This window comes from Enterococcus sp. C63, assembly GCF_040887215.1.
Taxonomy (GTDB): domain Bacteria; phylum Bacillota; class Bacilli; order Lactobacillales; family Enterococcaceae; genus Enterococcus_B; species Enterococcus_B hirae.
Genome location: NZ_JBFOFI010000007.1, coordinates 40,720 through 57,759 on the forward strand (window position 1 = coordinate 40,720; position 17,040 = coordinate 57,759).

At 34.9% G+C, this 17,040-nt stretch carries 17 protein-coding genes and 1 pseudogene; all 18 read right to left on the reverse strand.

The window, feature by feature from the left end; translation table 11 throughout:
- Window positions 1-205: 205 nt before the first annotated feature.
- Window positions 206-1,252: a LacI family DNA-binding transcriptional regulator gene (locus AB3H90_RS10760; RefSeq protein WP_002319287.1), complete on the reverse strand. Its 1,047-nt coding sequence runs from the start codon at window positions 1,250-1,252 to the stop codon at window positions 206-208.
- Between the two features lie 333 nt (window positions 1,253-1,585).
- Window positions 1,586-1,900, reverse strand: coding sequence for a PTS lactose/cellobiose transporter subunit IIA (locus AB3H90_RS10765; protein ID WP_002305088.1), 315 nt, complete (start codon window positions 1,898-1,900; stop codon window positions 1,586-1,588).
- 55 nt (window positions 1,901-1,955) lie between these two features.
- The gene (locus AB3H90_RS10770; RefSeq protein ID WP_002319286.1) at window positions 1,956-3,320 is read right to left on the reverse strand and encodes a PTS sugar transporter subunit IIC; all 1,365 of its coding nucleotides are present in this window, start codon (window positions 3,318-3,320) and stop codon (window positions 1,956-1,958) included.
- A gap of 18 nt (window positions 3,321-3,338) precedes the next feature.
- Window positions 3,339-3,641, reverse strand: a complete 303-nt coding sequence (locus AB3H90_RS10775; RefSeq protein WP_002305086.1) for a PTS sugar transporter subunit IIB — start codon at window positions 3,639-3,641, stop codon at window positions 3,339-3,341.
- Between the two features lie 47 nt (window positions 3,642-3,688).
- On the reverse strand, window positions 3,689-5,128 hold the full coding sequence (locus tag AB3H90_RS10780) for a glycoside hydrolase family 1 protein (RefSeq protein WP_002305084.1): 1,440 nt from the start codon (window positions 5,126-5,128) through the stop codon (window positions 3,689-3,691).
- A 73-nt stretch (window positions 5,129-5,201) separates the two neighbouring features.
- Window positions 5,202-6,095 carry an ROK family protein gene (locus AB3H90_RS10785; RefSeq protein ID WP_002305082.1) on the reverse strand — a complete coding sequence of 298 codons (894 nt, stop codon included), beginning with the start codon at window positions 6,093-6,095 and terminating at the stop codon, window positions 5,202-5,204.
- Window positions 6,096-6,569: 474 nt separating this feature from the next.
- The gene (gene arcC, locus AB3H90_RS10790; protein ID WP_086284366.1) at window positions 6,570-7,511 is read right to left on the reverse strand and encodes a carbamate kinase; all 942 of its coding nucleotides are present in this window, start codon (window positions 7,509-7,511) and stop codon (window positions 6,570-6,572) included.
- A 50-nt stretch (window positions 7,512-7,561) separates the two neighbouring features.
- Window positions 7,562-8,056 (reverse strand): DUF2877 domain-containing protein, encoded by a 495-nt coding sequence (locus AB3H90_RS10795; protein WP_226062919.1) that lies wholly within the window; start codon window positions 8,054-8,056, stop codon window positions 7,562-7,564.
- A gap of 15 nt (window positions 8,057-8,071) precedes the next feature.
- Window positions 8,072-8,368 (reverse strand): annotated as a pseudogene (locus tag AB3H90_RS10800) (4'-phosphopantetheinyl transferase); the annotation flags it as partial.
- 26 nt (window positions 8,369-8,394) lie between these two features.
- The gene (locus AB3H90_RS10805) at window positions 8,395-8,703 is read right to left on the reverse strand and encodes a DUF960 domain-containing protein (protein WP_368016708.1); all 309 of its coding nucleotides are present in this window, start codon (window positions 8,701-8,703) and stop codon (window positions 8,395-8,397) included.
- Between the two features lie 274 nt (window positions 8,704-8,977).
- Window positions 8,978-9,742 (reverse strand): hypothetical protein, encoded by a 765-nt coding sequence (locus tag AB3H90_RS10810; RefSeq protein ID WP_368016709.1) that lies wholly within the window; start codon window positions 9,740-9,742, stop codon window positions 8,978-8,980.
- A gap of 123 nt (window positions 9,743-9,865) precedes the next feature.
- Entirely contained in the window at window positions 9,866-11,515 is a 1,650-nt protein-coding gene (locus tag AB3H90_RS10815; protein ID WP_368016710.1) for a hypothetical protein, read from the reverse strand.
- Entirely contained in the window at window positions 11,512-12,261 is a 750-nt protein-coding gene (locus tag AB3H90_RS10820) for a restriction endonuclease (RefSeq protein ID WP_206600188.1), read from the reverse strand. Before AB3H90_RS10820 ends, AB3H90_RS10815 begins: the two co-directional genes overlap by 4 nt.
- A 184-nt stretch (window positions 12,262-12,445) precedes the next feature.
- Window positions 12,446-14,083 carry a recombinase family protein gene (locus tag AB3H90_RS10825; RefSeq protein ID WP_128427753.1) on the reverse strand — a complete coding sequence of 546 codons (1,638 nt, stop codon included), beginning with the start codon at window positions 14,081-14,083 and terminating at the stop codon, window positions 12,446-12,448.
- A gap of 3 nt (window positions 14,084-14,086) precedes the next feature.
- A complete protein-coding gene (locus AB3H90_RS10830; protein WP_128427751.1) occupies window positions 14,087-15,460 on the reverse strand; it encodes a recombinase family protein in 1,374 nt (457 codons plus the stop codon).
- Window positions 15,461-15,726: 266 nt separating this feature from the next.
- Entirely contained in the window at window positions 15,727-15,993 is a 267-nt protein-coding gene (locus AB3H90_RS10835) for a hypothetical protein (protein WP_128427750.1), read from the reverse strand.
- Window positions 15,968-16,132 carry a hypothetical protein gene (locus tag AB3H90_RS10840; protein ID WP_002340116.1) on the reverse strand — a complete coding sequence of 55 codons (165 nt, stop codon included), beginning with the start codon at window positions 16,130-16,132 and terminating at the stop codon, window positions 15,968-15,970. The genes AB3H90_RS10835 and AB3H90_RS10840 overlap by 26 nt, the downstream gene beginning before the upstream one ends.
- 43 nt (window positions 16,133-16,175) lie before the next feature.
- Window positions 16,176-17,009, reverse strand: coding sequence for a replication initiation factor domain-containing protein (locus AB3H90_RS10845; RefSeq protein WP_071854805.1), 834 nt, complete (start codon window positions 17,007-17,009; stop codon window positions 16,176-16,178).
- Window positions 17,010-17,040 lie beyond the last annotated feature (31 nt).

Sequence of the window (17,040 nt, forward strand, 5' to 3'; positions counted from 1 at the left end):
TCATGAAAAAAGGAAGTCTGCATAATTTTTGTATAATTACTCAAAGAAGGAGATGTTTGGGAAATATTCCTGTTTTTGCTGAGATTTAAAGTACAGAGCATTTTTGGGCGCTGTACTTTACTTTTCAAGTCGACATAGACACAGTCATTGTCTACCTCCATCAAAATAATCAAATAATCAGCTCCAACTAATTCAGCAAGTTTTGCTACTGCAAAATCCCACAACTCTCCCTTTCCACTAATGAGACAGGTACTACATTTATAGATGGCTTCGTTTCACCTTCAATCGATGCAACAATCGACTTTGTGGCGATATCAGCCATTTCTCCTAACTTCATTTTCATAGAAGTCAATGGCGGATTAAAATATTTAGACGATTCAATATCATCAAATCCTATAACAGAGATGTCATCTGGAACTTTGAGACCTCTTTCTTGAATAGCTTTGATTGCTCCAAATGCTATCTTATCATTACTGGCAAAAATAGCCGAAAACTCACTATTTCCATTAAATAATTTTTTCGCAGCCTCATATCCAGCATTTTCCACAAATTCGCTATTTACAATCAAGTTCTTATTTACTTCTATCCCTGCATCTTCTAATGCTTTTTTGTATCCTCTTATCCTGTCTTTAGAAGAGAATTTGACCGTACCGCCTGTAATATGTGCGATTTGTTTATGTTTTTTATCTATGAGATATTTTGTCGCACAATAAGCGCCGTTGTAATTGTCCGCATTCACTATCATGCACTGGTTATAGGTGGCATCTTCAGGTCTGATTGATTGATCGAGCAGCACAACTTTATACCCTCTATCAATGATTGTTTTTATCGATTCATCGTCGTCATTCTGGCCTATGAAAATCCCACCAGAAATTGTCTTATTATAAAAACTCTCTTTAATTTTTTCATAGCCTGCGACGCTATGTATAATATGGACAAGAACCAGGTAATCCATCTCACTTGCTGTTTCTATCACTGAACTAGTAAATTCTAGATAATACGGACTTTTGGTAATTCTATTTTTTAGTCCAACTTCTTCATGTATCAGGTCTATAATAAATAAGCCGATCACCTTATTTTGGCTTCCTGCAAGCATCCTTGCTGAAGCATGTGGCACATACTCATGTTCCTTAATTACTCTTAAAACCTTTTCTCTTGTTTCTTCCGAGACATTTGAATAATTATTTATCACTCTGGATACAGTACTGCGTGATACTCCGGCAATTTTTGCAATTTCAGTACTATTCATCATAAAGGCATCTCCTTTCGTTCGTAAACTCGTGTTCATACTGCAACACTATATTATTTGTCCATTTTTTTCAATCTTTTTCTGTTTTTCGAAAAACTCTGCCTGCTTCAGGATTCCAGCAAAAGGAGACTTTTGGCAATACCTTTCATGCAGAAACCATCAGCAAATGCCTTCAACCGCAGAACAAACTACCACCCCGGTGTTTTGTTCTAAAAATAAGGCACCCAGGATTATATTTCATCCTGGGTGCTCTATGTTTTGCTGCTGGCATCAGATTCTGCCTGTAAAGTAAGCAAGCAATTCTAGTTCGTCTAATATTTTCTCTTTCATGTTCACTTATTTATTGTTTAACTGTTTGAACATTTCTATCATTTCTTCGATTAATAATTTAGTTGTCTCCGTCGACATCAATTGATCTTCTGCGTGCATGATTATTAACGAAAGTTCAACTTTTTCGCCAGCAGCTTCTTTTTGTATCAAAGAAGTATGTGCATGATGGCCTTTCACAAAATATTCCGATGCTTCAGCCATTTTCTTTTCTGCTTCATTGTACTTTCCTTTTCTGGCATCTCTTAATGCTTCAATAGCCAATGATTTGGCCATTCCAACATTACTGATTATACTAAAAGCAGTTAATTCAATTCCTTCCATGTGTAAATCTCCTATCTTGAATCTTTCGGTTTGTTCTCAGCGTACTGCAGCTTTTTTAAATCGATTCTACTACTTCTTGTGACTGTATTTCATTCTCCATTTCATCTTCAATAATCGCTGCTTTATTCGCTGCGATTACAAACGGCGAGTAAATCAATACACTCACCGCAAGACAGATGAATCCGACAAACAGTGCGACGATATTTCCGCCTGTACCCAAGAAAGGCATCAATGGTCCTGGTGTTGTCCAAGGAATACCAATCGTTACCGGCGGCATAATCTTAAGAATCATAACTGCGGTATAACCAATCATAATGTTAACCAGTGGCGCAATAATAAATGGAATAATGTAAATCGGATTCAGAATAATCGGTAAACCAAAGATAACCATTTCGTTTATATTGAACAAACCGGGTACAAAAGAAAGTTTGCCAATACTTTTCGATTCCTTATTTTTCGAGAAAATCAATATAGCAATGATTAGACCCAATGTCGCTCCTGAACCGCCATATTCAGCGAAAGCAGTAGCTAAACCACTGTACGTTATCGGATAAGGCGCTCCCCATGTAGTACCGCTTTCAGCATAATGTAAGAGGTTTGCGTTTCCGGCTTCCGAGAACATGGTATCTCGAATAGCTGCAATCGTATTTGGTCCGTGTATTCCCATAGCCCATAGCAATTGAGATAATAATGCTAAAATAATCACTGAGAATAAACTTTGACTCATTCTGGTCAATGGTGTTTGAATGATGTTATAAATTAATTCATGTAATCCGCCCGGTGCAGCCATTTTTACAAAGTAGTTGAGGACGGAGAAGAAAATCGTCGTGATGATAATCGGGATCAACACTTTGAAGGATCTTGCAACTGCTGGAGGTACTTGTTCTGGCATTTTAATTTCTAACTTATCTGATTTTGCTAATCTAGACATTAGTTCGCCGACCAAGAGCCCAACCAAAATTGCTACAAACAACCCTTGTGCGCCCATATATTGATTTGTTAGATAATTTACTCCTTCATTATCGAAATAATCAGGATAGATGATGAAATAAACAGAGATTGCGGTCAAACCTGTCAACAAATCATCGCCTTCCATTAGTTTCGCAAGGTTTCTGGCTATCAAAAACACAATCAGAATCGAGAAAATATCAGCTGAACCTTTAACAACTGGAGCGAACACTGCTTGGAATTTAACAATACCCGGAAAAAGTTTATCGAATTGCAAGATTTTAAACATGAATCCATCTGCTGACAAGAAAACATTATTCAATAACACCATCAATGATCCTGCCATCGTTAATGGGAATGATAAAATAAAAGCATCTCTTACTGCGCATATGTGTCTTTGAGCGTTCAACTTTGTAGATAAAGGCACTAACAATCTTTCTATAGCACTTTGAAATTTGTCCATAAAACTCATTTTTTTTAGCCTCCTTTCCTAGTTTATTTTTTGTAAAGCATCTTCTAAAATCGCTTTTCCATTCATCATTCCATACAGCCGCATGTCCATCACTTCTACGGGAATTCTGCCTTTTACAAGTTTTTCAACGGTCCCTTTCTGGAAACGCACTTGTGGTCCTAAAAGAACGATATCGACATTATCAACGGCCGTACTTGCCTCTGCAACTGGAAGAGCATCTATTTCTACTTCAATTCCTTTTTCCTTTGCGGAGTTTCTCATTTTGGTCACAAGCAAACTTGTGGACATTCCTGCTGAACATACTAGTAAAATTTTTTTCATGGTCTATCTCTCCTTGTTTTTTCATATTCATTGATTGTGAACGATTCTTATAACTCTTCTCCATTGGTGCGAATAACATTTTTGTACCAATAGAAGCTGTTCTTTTTGATTCTTCTCAAATCTTTTTGATCATTTTCATCTCTGTCCACATACACAAATCCATAGCGTTTTTGATAACCATTCAACCAGCTTAACAAATCTGTAAATGACCACGTGCAGTAGCCTAGAAGATCAACACCATCTGTTATTGCTTCTTTACAAGCCTTGATATGTGCGCTCAAGTAATCGATTCTGTGAGCATCATTGACAGTGTCGTCTTCTTCAAGCTTGTCGAATTCTCCAAGCCCGTTTTCTGTAATAAGTATTGGAAGATTATATTTGCTGGTCAATCTTCTTAGTCCAATTCTTAAACCAGTAGGATCAATTGCCCAGTCCCAATTTGTTGTTTCCAGATGTGCATTTTTTGCATTTTTATAAACTCCGGGTAATCCGCTTTCTTTAGTGGTGCCTTTTTTACCTGTGTTATTGATACCTTCCGATTGCCCTACTCCATCAAGCGGATTGAATGCAACTGTGCTTGTTTGGTAATAATTTATTCCGATAAAATCTGGTTTTACTCTTTCCAACAATTCAAGATCTCCATCTTCAATAGTGGGTGCGATCCCAAGTCTTTCGTAATATTTAAAAGCGAACACTGGATATTTACCTTTGCAATAAACATCGAGCCACCAATTGCAATTTAAATCCTCTGCATTTTCTGCGGATAAAACATCTTTTGGATCGCAACTGAATGGATAAACTGGTCCAAATGCAAAGCTTGGTCCAATCATACCGTCTGGAACATATTTTTTGAAGGATTCAATTACGGTAGCATTAGCTAAGTTCGCTATATGATTCGCCTCAAGCATTCTCTTTTGATCTTTAACAGCTGGCGGGTGCATAGCGGTTACGTAACCTAGTGTTACAAATATATTTTGTTCATTCAATGATACCCAGTGCTTAACTTTATTCCCAAATCTCTTGAATAACGTTACACAGTATTCATTAAAATCATGAATGATTTCTCTTGATTCCCATCCGCCGTACAAATCTTGAAGATGTTGAGGTAAATCCCAATGGTACAACGTAATGATTGGTTGGATATTGTTCGCGATAAGTTCATCTATCAAGTTTTCATAAAATTTTAAGCCTTCTTCATTTACTTCATTTCTTCCATTGGGATAAATACGTGTCCATGCAATTGAGAATCTATAAGCTTTCAATCCCATTTCAGCCATTAAAGCTACGTCTTCTTTGTATCTATTGTAATGGTCGACCGCGATATTCCCGTTTGTATTCTTAAATGTTGTCCCCGGTTGGCGGGTGTACACATCCCATACACTTTCCCCCTTTCCATCTTTGTCCCATGCTCCTTCAACCTGATACGCTGCAGATGCCGATCCCCATAGGAAATCATCTTGGAATTTGTCTAATTCTTCGTATATCACTGAATCTTCTCCTCCGTTTTCAATATAAATTTATTTTCAAACATTCTTTCTTGAAACAAAACTGTTGTGTATTTTAGATAGAAGCTTTTATAACAGCACCCAGTATGTTGGCATCGTTATTATGCTTGCATCTATTAATTTCGGTAGTAATAAAATCCGCTTCTAAATACTCCCTACAGGTTTTCTTATACGTTTCTCTTACTTTATTGATGAACCAGTTTTCTTCGGATATTCCTCCACCGATGCATATCACTTCAGGATTATAAAAAACGGTGATTACTATTAATTGAGCCACTATGTTTCCTATCCATTCATCTACTGAAGACACAGCTGATTCATTTCCGTTTAGGTACTTCTTGCAAACCTCATTTCCATACTGAACCTGCTCCTCCCGATTAGCTTTTTTATTGTATAAATTAACCAATCCGGTTATCGAAGCATAATCACCCATCTTATCAAGGCCGCCTATCTCAGCGTTTACAAAAGGCATATTATGGAATTCCCCCGCAAACGAATCTTTTCCATACACAACTCCGTTTTCGTCGCATATGCATCCGCCTGTTCCTGTACCTATAATCAAAAACGCTGAAGATTTGTATCCCTTTGCATTTCCAATTTTAAACTCACATAAACCTGCCGCTTTTGCATCATTGATTGCGGACACTTTTTTATTTGTCCTTTTGTTGATTTCATTATTGATATTTGTGCCGTACATTATAGCTACGTTAGGAGCAGCATAGGATTTAACATTCGAGTCTTCATCAATAAGGCCGGGTGCGCTTACACCGATTTTGTCAATTTCATCTACATTTCTTATATTTGAACATATATAATCGTAAAATTCGTCGGCTGTATTGTACTTAACCGTTTCGACTTTCCACTTCTCTTTGATGCGATGTTGCTTGTCTATTAATGCATACTTAATGAACGTCCCTCCTATGTCTATTCCTAAACTTATTTTCCCCATAACACTTCTCCTTAAAATGAAGGTCTTGCAGTTTGCCTTCTTATATTGCAGCTTGATTCAAACTCATAAACGCGCGTTCATGATTTGTTAAAAAGAAAAACGATACGCTCATTTCCACCTTTTTTTATACGATGAACATCCCATGAACGCGCGTTTATGGATATAGCATATACTGAAAGCAATTACATTTCAATACTTTTTTTATTTTTTTTATTTTTTATGTGTAGTTTTTGTTTAAAAAGTACCTTTTAATTCCACCAATACTAAAAAATAAGGGAGCGATTTCATCTTCATTTAACCAGTTTTTAAAGTACAGAGCAAATTTCTGGGCTGTACTTTATTTTTTTGACTTCAAAATTGATAGAAATGAACATTTTGATTTTCATTATCATTTTTCAGAAAAAAATACCTTCTCAAGTTAATAAATCAACTTAAGAAGGTATAGATTTTTATCACGCTAAACTGTTAAAGCAATTATTTTATTACCGTTGTTACATCACCGTTACCATCAAATAATTTACCAGCATTTTCTAATGATGTAATAATCGCTTTTCCATCTTTCGCATTTTCAACAAATTCAATTGCTGCTTCTACTTTTGGTAACATGCTGCCAGGAGCGAATTGGTTTTGTTTTATATATTCTTTTAATTCATCGACCGTTACGTCGGTTAATTTTTTTTGGTCTGGTTTATTCCAATTGACATAGACATTGTCTACCCCAGTCAAAATAATCAAATAGTCCGCTCCAACTAATTCAGCAAGTTTTGCTGCTGCGAAGTCCTTATCAATAACCGCTTCAATTCCTGTAAATCCTTCCTCAGAGGCGATTACCGGAATTCCACCGCCACCGGCAGCAATCGTAATCACACCGTTATCTGTCAATGATTCTACAATTGGGTATTCTAAAATACTCTTTGGTTTTGGTGAGGGTACAACTTTACGCCAACCACGACCAGCATCTTCAATAAAGGTCCCGTTCCCTTTTTTCATTTCAACCTTTGCTTCTTCCTCGCTTAAAAATGGACCAATCGGTTTTGATGGATTTTCAAAAGCCGGATCATTTTCATCCACTTGTACTTGAGTAACTAAAGAAACAACTGGCTTTTCAATATTATGAGCAATCAATGCTTCACGTAAAGCATTTTGCATCCAAAAATCAATACTTCCTTGTGTCATTGCCACAAGAGAGTCCAGCGGAAATGCTGGATTTTTTTCTGAATCTGCTGCGGCATGCTGAAGCAACAAATTCCCTACCTGCGGACCGTTTCCATGAGTGATCATAATTTGGTGGCCCTCTTTTACAAAACTGACTAAATGCTCACTTGTTTGACGCAATGATTCTTTTTGTGCTTCCGCTGTTGGAATATCTGTTAAAATGGCGTTTCCACCTAAAGCAACAACTATTTTTTTCGGCATATTTCCATTCTCCCTTACTCTCGCTTTTTATAAAAATCAACGACCGCTCTTCATGACAAAGATTTCTCTAGTTTCTGCAAAAATAAAAAAATACCAAAAAGCGTGTCCCATCCGGAAGTGTGTCCATAATCAGCAATTCTTGAAATAGCTTCATTCCAGTCAGTCATTTTTTTATCTTTGATTATTTGCAACAGAGAGACAAACTGAGTGCTTATGTAACCAGATAACAAAGCTTTGTAGTAAGCATCACTTACTTTTGTTGTTTGTGTACGCTCTAATTGAGTTAAAATGAACGAAGACCATTCCATTGGCATAGAAAAAGAGTTTGACATCATAATCATGCCCATCAACATGTCATCCCCACTTGGTGTAAGGCCTATTCCTCTTCCTAAAAAGTGAGCTACGAACTGCTGAAAAAACTCATGATTTTCCCAATTTGCATCCAAGAATTCTTCTATTAACAATTGATCACGTTCATTTGCAACTAATTCAGTTTTCTCATCAATTCCTAAAGATTGGAAATTGTTCTTTAAATTATAAATCAACTTTGGGTTGATTTCATCTATCGTTCCTTCAATCTGACTCCAAACCAATCGTCCTTCTACCAGTAACCCACGAACAAATTCTCGCTGGCTGGTAATATCTGTAATGAAATAAACTACATAGTCTTTTCCATCTTCTGGTGCGCAATAAATATAAAGATGTGTCATCACTAAACGTGGTAGATGAACATCTTTAGGAAGTGTACCTATTTCAATTTCCTCTTTTTCCATCGTAACGGATTCATAGCCCCACTCTTCAGAAGCAGTGACCAGCTGTGCACACTTTTCCAGTACTTCGATAGCCGTTTCTAACAAGTCCTTTCGTTCCTTTCTTTTAGATACTAGTATCCTCCTGGTAATAACATCGTTTGATACTCACCCGAATCAATGGCCCATATTTTTTGAGACACTGATTTCAAACGAAGCTTAGGTGAAATCAGATACTCTTTTCTTTCTTCCGGTTCTTCTTGACGATGAACCAACTTTTGATTTCCTTTTTCCGTAGAAAATTCAAAAATTTGAAAATAGTCTAAAGGAAGTTGCTTTTGAACGTTTTGATCGATTAGATTCCAACATAAAGCTTGTAATTCCACTGATAAACTATCCATTACTCCCTTTGTGACATAACGTTGTCCTTTATTTTGAAACATTTCTTTTCCCTCCTTTGCCATAAAAATAGCCCAATCTTCTATTAAAGAAGATTGGGCTTCATGGATATAATATATATTTAAACTTTACTTTGTTTCATCATTTTCTTAACTTTATATAGAAAATGGAGTAGAGAAATTCACTCTTTTTTTACACAAAAATTTCCTATTAGACTATAGTCAATTAATAGAATTATTCTTGTATTTAGCTTTATTAAATACTCTATATAAAAGCTCACTAATTGCATCTATTTTTATACATGGTATTATTTTATCTTTAAATTCGACTCCAATATTCTGTCAATTTAGTACCAAAATTAGAGCTGATTGCATACTTATATGGTAATAGCGTCTGAACATTAGGAATGTTATCAATTTTTATTATTTCTACATTGGTATTTGTTAGAAAAATTACGTATTGAATTTTATCTTTAAATTTGTATAACCAATCAAGAAGTTCCTTATCCCTAGATAATCGGTAGCTATCTAATATCTCTTGTCTTCCTAAATCTCCAGCATACAATCCATTTACACCTTCTAAACTCAATTCTGCCATTGATAACGCACCATCATCGGCATAATCAATCAAAAAAATTCCAATCTTTTCTTCTGGGTCATATTTTTCTAAACTTTTAATATGATTGACAAAATTTTTTTTAAAAGAATTAATTAAATCTTTATAAGAATGTTCTGGATATAGAAATTCATTCTTAACTTTTTGTGTTTCCGATGATAAATTCTTTCTTATTTTTCTACTTTTACTTTCAAATTTTGACTTTTCTATCTTATGAATAGCCCCTTTTTTACCTTCACTAGAAGATGTAACAGCAAAATGTTCTAAAAAACCTTTCCTACAGATAAAATCAGGAAATTTATTGGAACTTGGATTAGGCTCTATTATTTTTAATAATTCTTTAAATTCTTCAATATCAGGTACACTAAGACCAAAATAACATTTTTTATCATTTTGTCTAATCACTTCTTTTACTCGTTCTAAAGATCTTTCTTCTATTTTATTTTGGGTTATTTCATTGTTACTCATCTATCTAACTCTCCTTACAACATATTATAAATATCATTATTTGTGATACGGAGCTGCGTATCATGAGTGAATGATATTAAAAAAGGATCTATCGTAATAATACGATAGATCCTTTTTTAATATTTAAGAATTCAAATTAGAAATAAATCGATTATATTCCTTCTGAGTAATGAAATCATAATGATGCATTTCTAATACTTGATTTATTTCTTCTAAAGATACATATTTGGTAATCTTAGGAATACTAATCCTCATTAAAATTTCTTTAGTATAAGGACGCTTACTATCTGTAAATACTATAGATTCAAGAAAAGCTTTCACAATTTGGTTGTTTAATAATCCAAATATTATTAAAGCGTCAATTTTATTATCTGTACTCAAAAAGTACACTGTATCATCTACCATTACCGTTTTTCCTTTATAAGGTTCAATTAACGAAAATTTTGCTATCTTATACATACCACTAATTGCAATTTTGTATTTAGAAAATGAATATTCCCCAACTCCAAAAATTGAAAATTGAGGCTTTCCTTTATAAATTGAAGACTTTCTATTATCTAAAACATTTTTATTTCGCAATAAATATTTCCAAGTTTTCTTATCCTGTCTTTCTATCTCATCTGTTGATTCTCCAATTTTCCTCTGTGTAACTATTACAAATTTTCTTGGTATAGAATCTTTTTCTATTTTACTTATGTCACTACTTTTATATAGTGGATATATGCAAGATTGATCTGCATTAAAAACAGTTCCATCTTTTGCAATAATACCTTCTTGACAATTAGATAATTCCATTACTTTAGAAGCATCATGTTTTATTCCACTTCGCCAAATAAAATGTTCTTCTTTTGCTTGTCCTTTTTCAACTAATTTACCTAATAAATATTTATCAACATTAGAAACAAATTCAGTTCCTACCCATCCAAATTTACTTATTGGCTTAGTATAATCATATATTGAGTATACTACTGCTTGTTCTACTTTTTTCTTTTCTTCTCCTATCCTTATTAACACTAATGATGCATCTGTTGATACCCCAAATTCTTTTTTAGCATCAAAATTGTATACTTCAAAAGTAGTTATATTCCAATCTATATCTTTTGAATATTTGAGTATGTTTCTAATAACAATATTTTTTACTAAAAATGCAATAGTTCCCTTACCGTTTGCATTTACATTATCAATAAGACTAATCAAAATAAACTCAGCAATATCAAAGTTTGATTTACCAGTCAAGGCATCCATACCTTTACTTTTCTTAAAATTACTTTTTTCTGGTAAATTATCAGATTTTAAAGATGTTAATTCTGAATTAGTAATCCATGGAGGATTTCCAATTACTAACAAATTATTAAATGTAGTTTTAGAAAAATCAAATTCAAAGAAATTTTCTTCATATAACTCTATATCAACTTCTTCATATAACTTTTTAGATATAATATAATTTCTTAATTCATCTACATACCCGTGTTGCTTCTCAATTCCAATTATTTTTTTTATATTTAATTCATCTCTATTATTACGACTTAAAGCTTCTTTAATAAAATTTCCTTCCCCACAAGTTGGCTCAATAATTTCTGAATAACTTATTTTTTTATATTCCAATACATCATATACACGTTTTACTAAACCAGAAGGGGTTTGATAATCACCAAATTCTCTATGACTAAGATTCAAAGAAATATTATCCTTGAATTTCAACCATTCTACAAAATCCCCTTTATTCTTAAAAAGTCCATTAACTTCTTTATACTGCAAAGTTTGTTCCATCATATAAGTTTATTAACTCCTCTTTCTTGGCATAGACTTCCATATCTAACTATTCGTCCATAATTTAATCTCCATTGAAGTGCATTACTAATTGTTATTTGACCTTGTTTTATATCTTTTTCTAGTATCTCATTCGCTATACTTTTCAAAGTAGATTCTTCTCCAGGTATATTTTTACATTTTAAAATTGATACAATATCTTCTAGTGTTGCTCCCATCTTTTTCGCATTAATCAGATCAAATGTTAAAGTAAAATCAGAAGTATACTCTTGTTCAATAAATACACAGTCCTTCCATTCTAAATAAGCTTTTTGTTCATTATTAATATCTTTTTTCTGATACACGAACAATAGCAAGTTATAACCTAATCCAAAAACTTTTTGTTTAGCATCTCTATATGGACTAGAGCTTTGAGGTTGTCTTACAGAACTAACTTTTATATCTGTATTAATATCTATATCAGGTAAATCTACTCCGCTTCCTGAATTTCCCATATCAAAATCATATTTTTGAGCTAAATATAATTTAAACATTTTCTCTACGATAGTTCCTACAGCTTTTCCGTCTGTAATTCCGTATAATGCGCGAATTCCTTTATTAGTTGATTCATTACAAAAACTGGATGCTTCTTCCATCAAAGCTTCAATTGTTAAGTTCTTTCGATTATATAAATACACTCCGTTTCCAAATAACTCGTAAAAAGATTGTTCTGCTATAATATCCGCGTTAGTTTTCTTATTAGAAATCATGTACATTACTCCTCAGATTTTATTCTGAGAAGATTATCTCACATATTTTCTAATATATGCAACACACAATAAAGTATCATTCTCTCATTAAATAAATTACGCACCTCCCTAACGACTCATCTAACGATTTCAAATCGCTAGAGAAGCGTTAGCGCCCCTCTAACGTTGTTTGATATAACCTAGACTAGATCGTTAACGTAAAGGGTGTTTTTAACACAAAAATAGCCGTATCCTTTGTTTTGGATACGGCTATTTGATATTGCTCATTCAATTGTTGTACCACGGCATGCGTGAATTTCATCGTAATTTCCAACATCTCCTTCTGTTTAGGATCAAAGGTTATTTTCTCAATAAAGGTACGATACAAGGCTTTGATTTGCTTCTTCTCACTCTGGGCAAGAAAACGATCCAAACTAGTCAATATCCGTTGGACATCTTTGACTTGAATCGGCTCTCCTTGTTGTTGAAAGATCCCTAAGATTTCATTTTCTCGAATGTGCAACTGTCGTCGTTTTTCAGTCAATTCGTCTAAGCGGTCTTTTAACATCGGAAACAATTCGGGACTATCTTCCAAAGCAGTTTCCCATTTTTCAATTTTAGTCTTCAATTCTTCCTTTCGTTCCAGTAACACCACGAGTTCTTGTTCCAACGGTTGACTTTGTCGCACCATTTCCTCATTTAACATTGCCACCAATCGGGGAAGAACTTCTGGTAGCTGAACGATCTCCTTTAATCGGTCGGCGACAAATGTTTCCACTTGTTCGGCACGAATCGAATTGGCATGACATACACTTGCTCCCTTATTTCGAAAAACTGAACAAGAATAATACCGAATCCGTTTCTTTGTGCCATCTTTTAGGGTATTTGTGACATTACTCGCTGCCATTGGTGACCCACATTCTGGACAACGTAACAACCCCGTCAATACATTTTCTCCTGTATGATTCCATTTGGGTTGTTTTCCTTCTAAAGCAAGGCGTTCTTGTACTTTTTGATAATCTTCTTCCGAAATAATCGGTTCATGGGTTCCTTTCACTAAAATCGGTTTCGGATTTTTTCCTTTCCGTCGTTTGGTTTCCCAATTGATATAGCGCGCATATTCTAAATACCCTGCATAAATTTTATTGCGTAAGATATCTTTGACTGCCGTGGTAGAAAAAGCATTCTTTTTGACTGTTTGATATCCTTGACGATTCAAAAAATTGGCAATCGCTCGATACCCTGCTCCACCTAAATATTTTGCATAAATCAGACGAACAATTTTCGCCTCTTCTGGTTCAATGACCAATTGTTTTTGACCGTTCGCGTCAATACCACTGACATAGCCTAAACGTCGTCCTCCTGCATAACGTTTTTTATCTTTCACTAAGCTTTGCATTGACATCTGAACATTCTCCGCAATTTGGTTGCGTTCAAATTCACCGAAACTCCCAAGGAGTTGTAACATTAGTTTTCCTGTCGAAGTAGTCACGTCAAATTGTTCCGAGATCGAATGTAACCCCACATCATATCGCAACAGTTCCTCGACGGTTTGTAAGACATCTAACATATTGCGTCCGAGACGGGTCAATTTCCAAATCACTAGTAGATCAAAACGATGGTTCCGAGCATCGTTCATCATTCGTTGATAGGCGAACCGATTTTTTGTGGATTTCCCACTAATCCCTTCATCGGCATAAACTTCTACCACTTCATAGCCCATCCGTTCGGCAAACTGTCGTCCATTTTGTTCTTGTGCTTGAATACTATGTCCTTCTAAAACTTGTTCTTGGGTACTTACCCGAATATACAATGCGACTCGTTTGGTTTGTATCATTTCCATAGTTCATTCGTTCCTTTCTAAAATATTTTGTGTCATTTGCCGGAAGTAAATCCCACAGACTGTTTTATCCTTTGTTACCTCAATCCGACAAACATAGTCACATAACAATTGTCGACTAGAGAGGTCTTTTAGTTGAAGCCATTCTTTCACTTTTGCTTCACACTGTTGGAGTGAAAGAAACGAAGAAGTAGACATCGGATTTTGAAGAGCTTGCAGTTGTTGCTTGAGTTCTTCTAGTGAACAATTGCCCTCTTCAAATGCCTTGAGCCATTGTGCTTCTTGTTTCTTTTGTTGGATTACTTTGCGTTTGTCATCTTTTCGCTTTTCGGCTAACTGTTGCGTCAATTGGGCAATCAAAGCCTGATAGACGCCTTCGTGTTGAAAAAAAGCCTGGATCTTTTCCAATACTTCTGACTCAACCCTTTCTGCCCGAAGAAAGATTCCTTGGCAGCTTCGGTCGGTACAATGATAATAATGAAGCGTCTTCGTCTTCTTTGTATTCCATTGATACTTCGAACTCAGATGGCGACCACAGAAGGGACACCGAATTTTTTGACGTAATAAGTACGGATACGTATCTTTTTTAGCTGTACGCCTTGATTGTCGAATCTCTTGGGCTTGTAGAAAGGTTGTTTTCGAGAGAATCGGTTCAAAGGTTCCTAGATACTTCCCCAAAGATCCTCCTTTGATTTCACCATAGTACAATGGATTTTTTAGGATACTATAAATATGATAGGGCTGAAAAGGACGTTCGCGGAAGAAGAGCTTTTGTTGCGTCAATCGTTGACACAGTTTTTTGTAGCCATAATTTTGGGTTACATAAAGTTGAAAGATATGGCGGACAACTTTTGCTTCGTGTGCTTCTTGTTGGATTTTCCCATTCACTAAACGATACCCATATGGAACCGCAGAAGATAGATATTGCCCTTGTTGCTTTTTATAGGCAAGTCCGGCACGAACATTTTCAATAATGACGTTTCGTTGTTGTTCTGCAAAAGTGAACAATAATTGCACAAATAGTTTATTCGTTGACGCGTGCGAGAAAGAAGCAGGAAGAGGTTCAGAAATCGAATACACTTGAACCTGATGTTGTTGGCACAATTCAATAAATTCTAAGGCTATTTTGGCTTGACGTGCCAATCGATCATAACGCCAGACATAGATCACCCCCTCTTCTTCTGACGCACAAACCCAAGCTCTAAGCTGTCGAAAAGCTGGACGATCCGCTTGTCCCCCAGATTCTCCCTTATCTGAAAATCGTTGGGGAATTTGTTCATATTCCTCTAAAACATACTCTTTCACTGCATCATATTGAGCGTCATTACTGATTTTCGCCTCTTCGTAAACAGACGTTCGATCATAACAAGCCACACGCATGCTTGATTCCTCCTCCTAGCCATTTCTATAACTTTAAGTACTTACAGTAAAATATTCACTGATCAAAAAGGAAAGAAAATCGACTAAGAATCGTTTTCTTTCCTAAATACTTAAAATATGCAAAACGTTCAATCAGTTCCAATTCCTAAACCAAGTTTATTCTTCTTTCTTATTTACTGCCTCTTTTCCATTTTGATTGAAATAAAAAACAAGCCCAATAGCTAATTCAAAAATAAAATCCTCCATAAAAAATAGTCCTCCAATCGTTATAATTCCATGAGACGATGATATTCAATCATACCTTTTTTCGTAAGCTTCCATATATATTGAACACGTCCGCTTCTTGTTATTCTTTTCTGGTTTGTTTCCAGTAGCTCATCATTTTTAAGAGCATTTAATAGACCAGAAACTTCTCTATCAGTTACCTTATACAAATAAATCTCCTTAAGTATCTCAAACGAATAAAAAGGACTCATTTGATATTTTTCGACTAATGCTATAAAAAATTTAGCCTTCTTTGTATTTCTTCTCATTCTCTTCCTCCTGTTCTAATAAATCACCCTTGTTTCCTTGGGTATTTTCTGAAAAATAGATACTTAAGTCCACCACAAACTGACCATTTTCTTCTTTTAATAGCTCTGCTACTAAAGAATCGAAATTCAAATCATTCATTTAATCCTCTTCTTTCTATAACGTCACTGGCTAACTCCCACTTTCATGAAGCTAGAAATTTCATTTTTCCACAATGAAGTTCTTGTTGGCATATATATTCAAGATATCTTTCATACCAAGTTGCTAAATTTCTACGTCTCACTTCTGAATAATTCTCCGTATGAGAGCGAAATTGCAAATTACGTTTTAAAATGCTTGATATATAAGAGGAAAACTCAGATGAATTTTCAACCAACGTTGCAATAACACGATTTGCCCAGTCATGTCGAAGCCTTAACTCTGTTCTGAACCAAATATCTTGTGTTTTCGTCTCTAATTTTTTATCATAAACGACTACCGAGATATCACTCGCTCGTTTTCCAAAATAGATACTATCACCGATTATGTCAGACGAGGATATTCTAGTTTCTTGAATTGTTCTGCATGTACGAAAGCGCGACGTAACTAACCTCTGATTGAGATATCGTTGAACTCGCTTTGTAGTTAAAGTATCCGAAGTAAACCCATCAATTGCTATATCCAGTCTTTTGATGTTGTAGCTTTTGATTGAAATATTTTCTCCTACTTTCATTAGTTTAAAAAAGAACTGTGTCCATTGATGATTCACTTGGCATTCTAGATATCGACATCCTTTTGAACGAATCTCTAGCAAGACAACTGCTTTCTCTCCCTTGTTTTCATAATGGAGAAATAAAAAGCCATTTGTAAGAACTTTATTAAAGCCACGTATACTACTTTCCAATAGTTCAAGTTCTTCGATAATGGAATAGTCAAATAAATATCTACCAACTTCAGCTACGTTTGCTTCAACAAATGAAATCATTACATAATCAATCACAAGCGTTGGATATTTTGTACTCCTAGCTTGTTCTTTCATAAAATAAATCTCCTTTCTTTACCGAGTATTC

What these genes read in the sequence shown, in the direction of transcription:
- AB3H90_RS10760 (WP_002319287.1), bottom strand. Translation starts at nt 1,252, where the DNA reads ATGATGAATAGTACTGAAATTGCAAAAATTGCCGGAGTATCACGCAGT.
- AB3H90_RS10765 (WP_002305088.1), bottom strand. Translation starts at nt 1,900, where the DNA reads ATGGAAGGAATTGAATTAACTGCTTTTAGTATAATCAGTAATGTTGGA.
- AB3H90_RS10770 (WP_002319286.1), bottom strand. Translation starts at nt 3,320, where the DNA reads ATGAGTTTTATGGACAAATTTCAAAGTGCTATAGAAAGATTGTTAGTG.
- AB3H90_RS10775 (WP_002305086.1), bottom strand. Translation starts at nt 3,641, where the DNA reads ATGAAAAAAATTTTACTAGTATGTTCAGCAGGAATGTCCACAAGTTTG.
- AB3H90_RS10785 (WP_002305082.1), bottom strand. Translation starts at nt 6,095, where the DNA reads ATGGGGAAAATAAGTTTAGGAATAGACATAGGAGGGACGTTCATTAAG.
- arcC (WP_086284366.1), bottom strand. Translation starts at nt 7,511, where the DNA reads ATGCCGAAAAAAATAGTTGTTGCTTTAGGTGGAAACGCCATTTTAACA.
- AB3H90_RS10805 (WP_368016708.1), bottom strand. Translation starts at nt 8,703, where the DNA reads ATGTTTCAAAATAAAGGACAACGTTATGTCACAAAGGGAGTAATGGAT.
- AB3H90_RS10810 (WP_368016709.1), bottom strand. Translation starts at nt 9,742, where the DNA reads ATGAGTAACAATGAAATAACCCAAAATAAAATAGAAGAAAGATCTTTA.
- AB3H90_RS10815 (WP_368016710.1), bottom strand. Translation starts at nt 11,515, where the DNA reads ATGATGGAACAAACTTTGCAGTATAAAGAAGTTAATGGACTTTTTAAG.
- AB3H90_RS10820 (WP_206600188.1), bottom strand. Translation starts at nt 12,261, where the DNA reads ATGATTTCTAATAAGAAAACTAACGCGGATATTATAGCAGAACAATCT.
- AB3H90_RS10825 (WP_128427753.1), bottom strand. Translation starts at nt 14,083, where the DNA reads ATGGAAATGATACAAACCAAACGAGTCGCATTGTATATTCGGGTAAGT.
- AB3H90_RS10830 (WP_128427751.1), bottom strand. Translation starts at nt 15,460, where the DNA reads ATGCGTGTGGCTTGTTATGATCGAACGTCTGTTTACGAAGAGGCGAAA.
- AB3H90_RS10835 (WP_128427750.1), bottom strand. Translation starts at nt 15,993, where the DNA reads ATGAGAAGAAATACAAAGAAGGCTAAATTTTTTATAGCATTAGTCGAA.
- AB3H90_RS10840 (WP_002340116.1), bottom strand. Translation starts at nt 16,132, where the DNA reads ATGAATGATTTGAATTTCGATTCTTTAGTAGCAGAGCTATTAAAAGAA.
- AB3H90_RS10845 (WP_071854805.1), bottom strand. Translation starts at nt 17,009, where the DNA reads ATGAAAGAACAAGCTAGGAGTACAAAATATCCAACGCTTGTGATTGAT.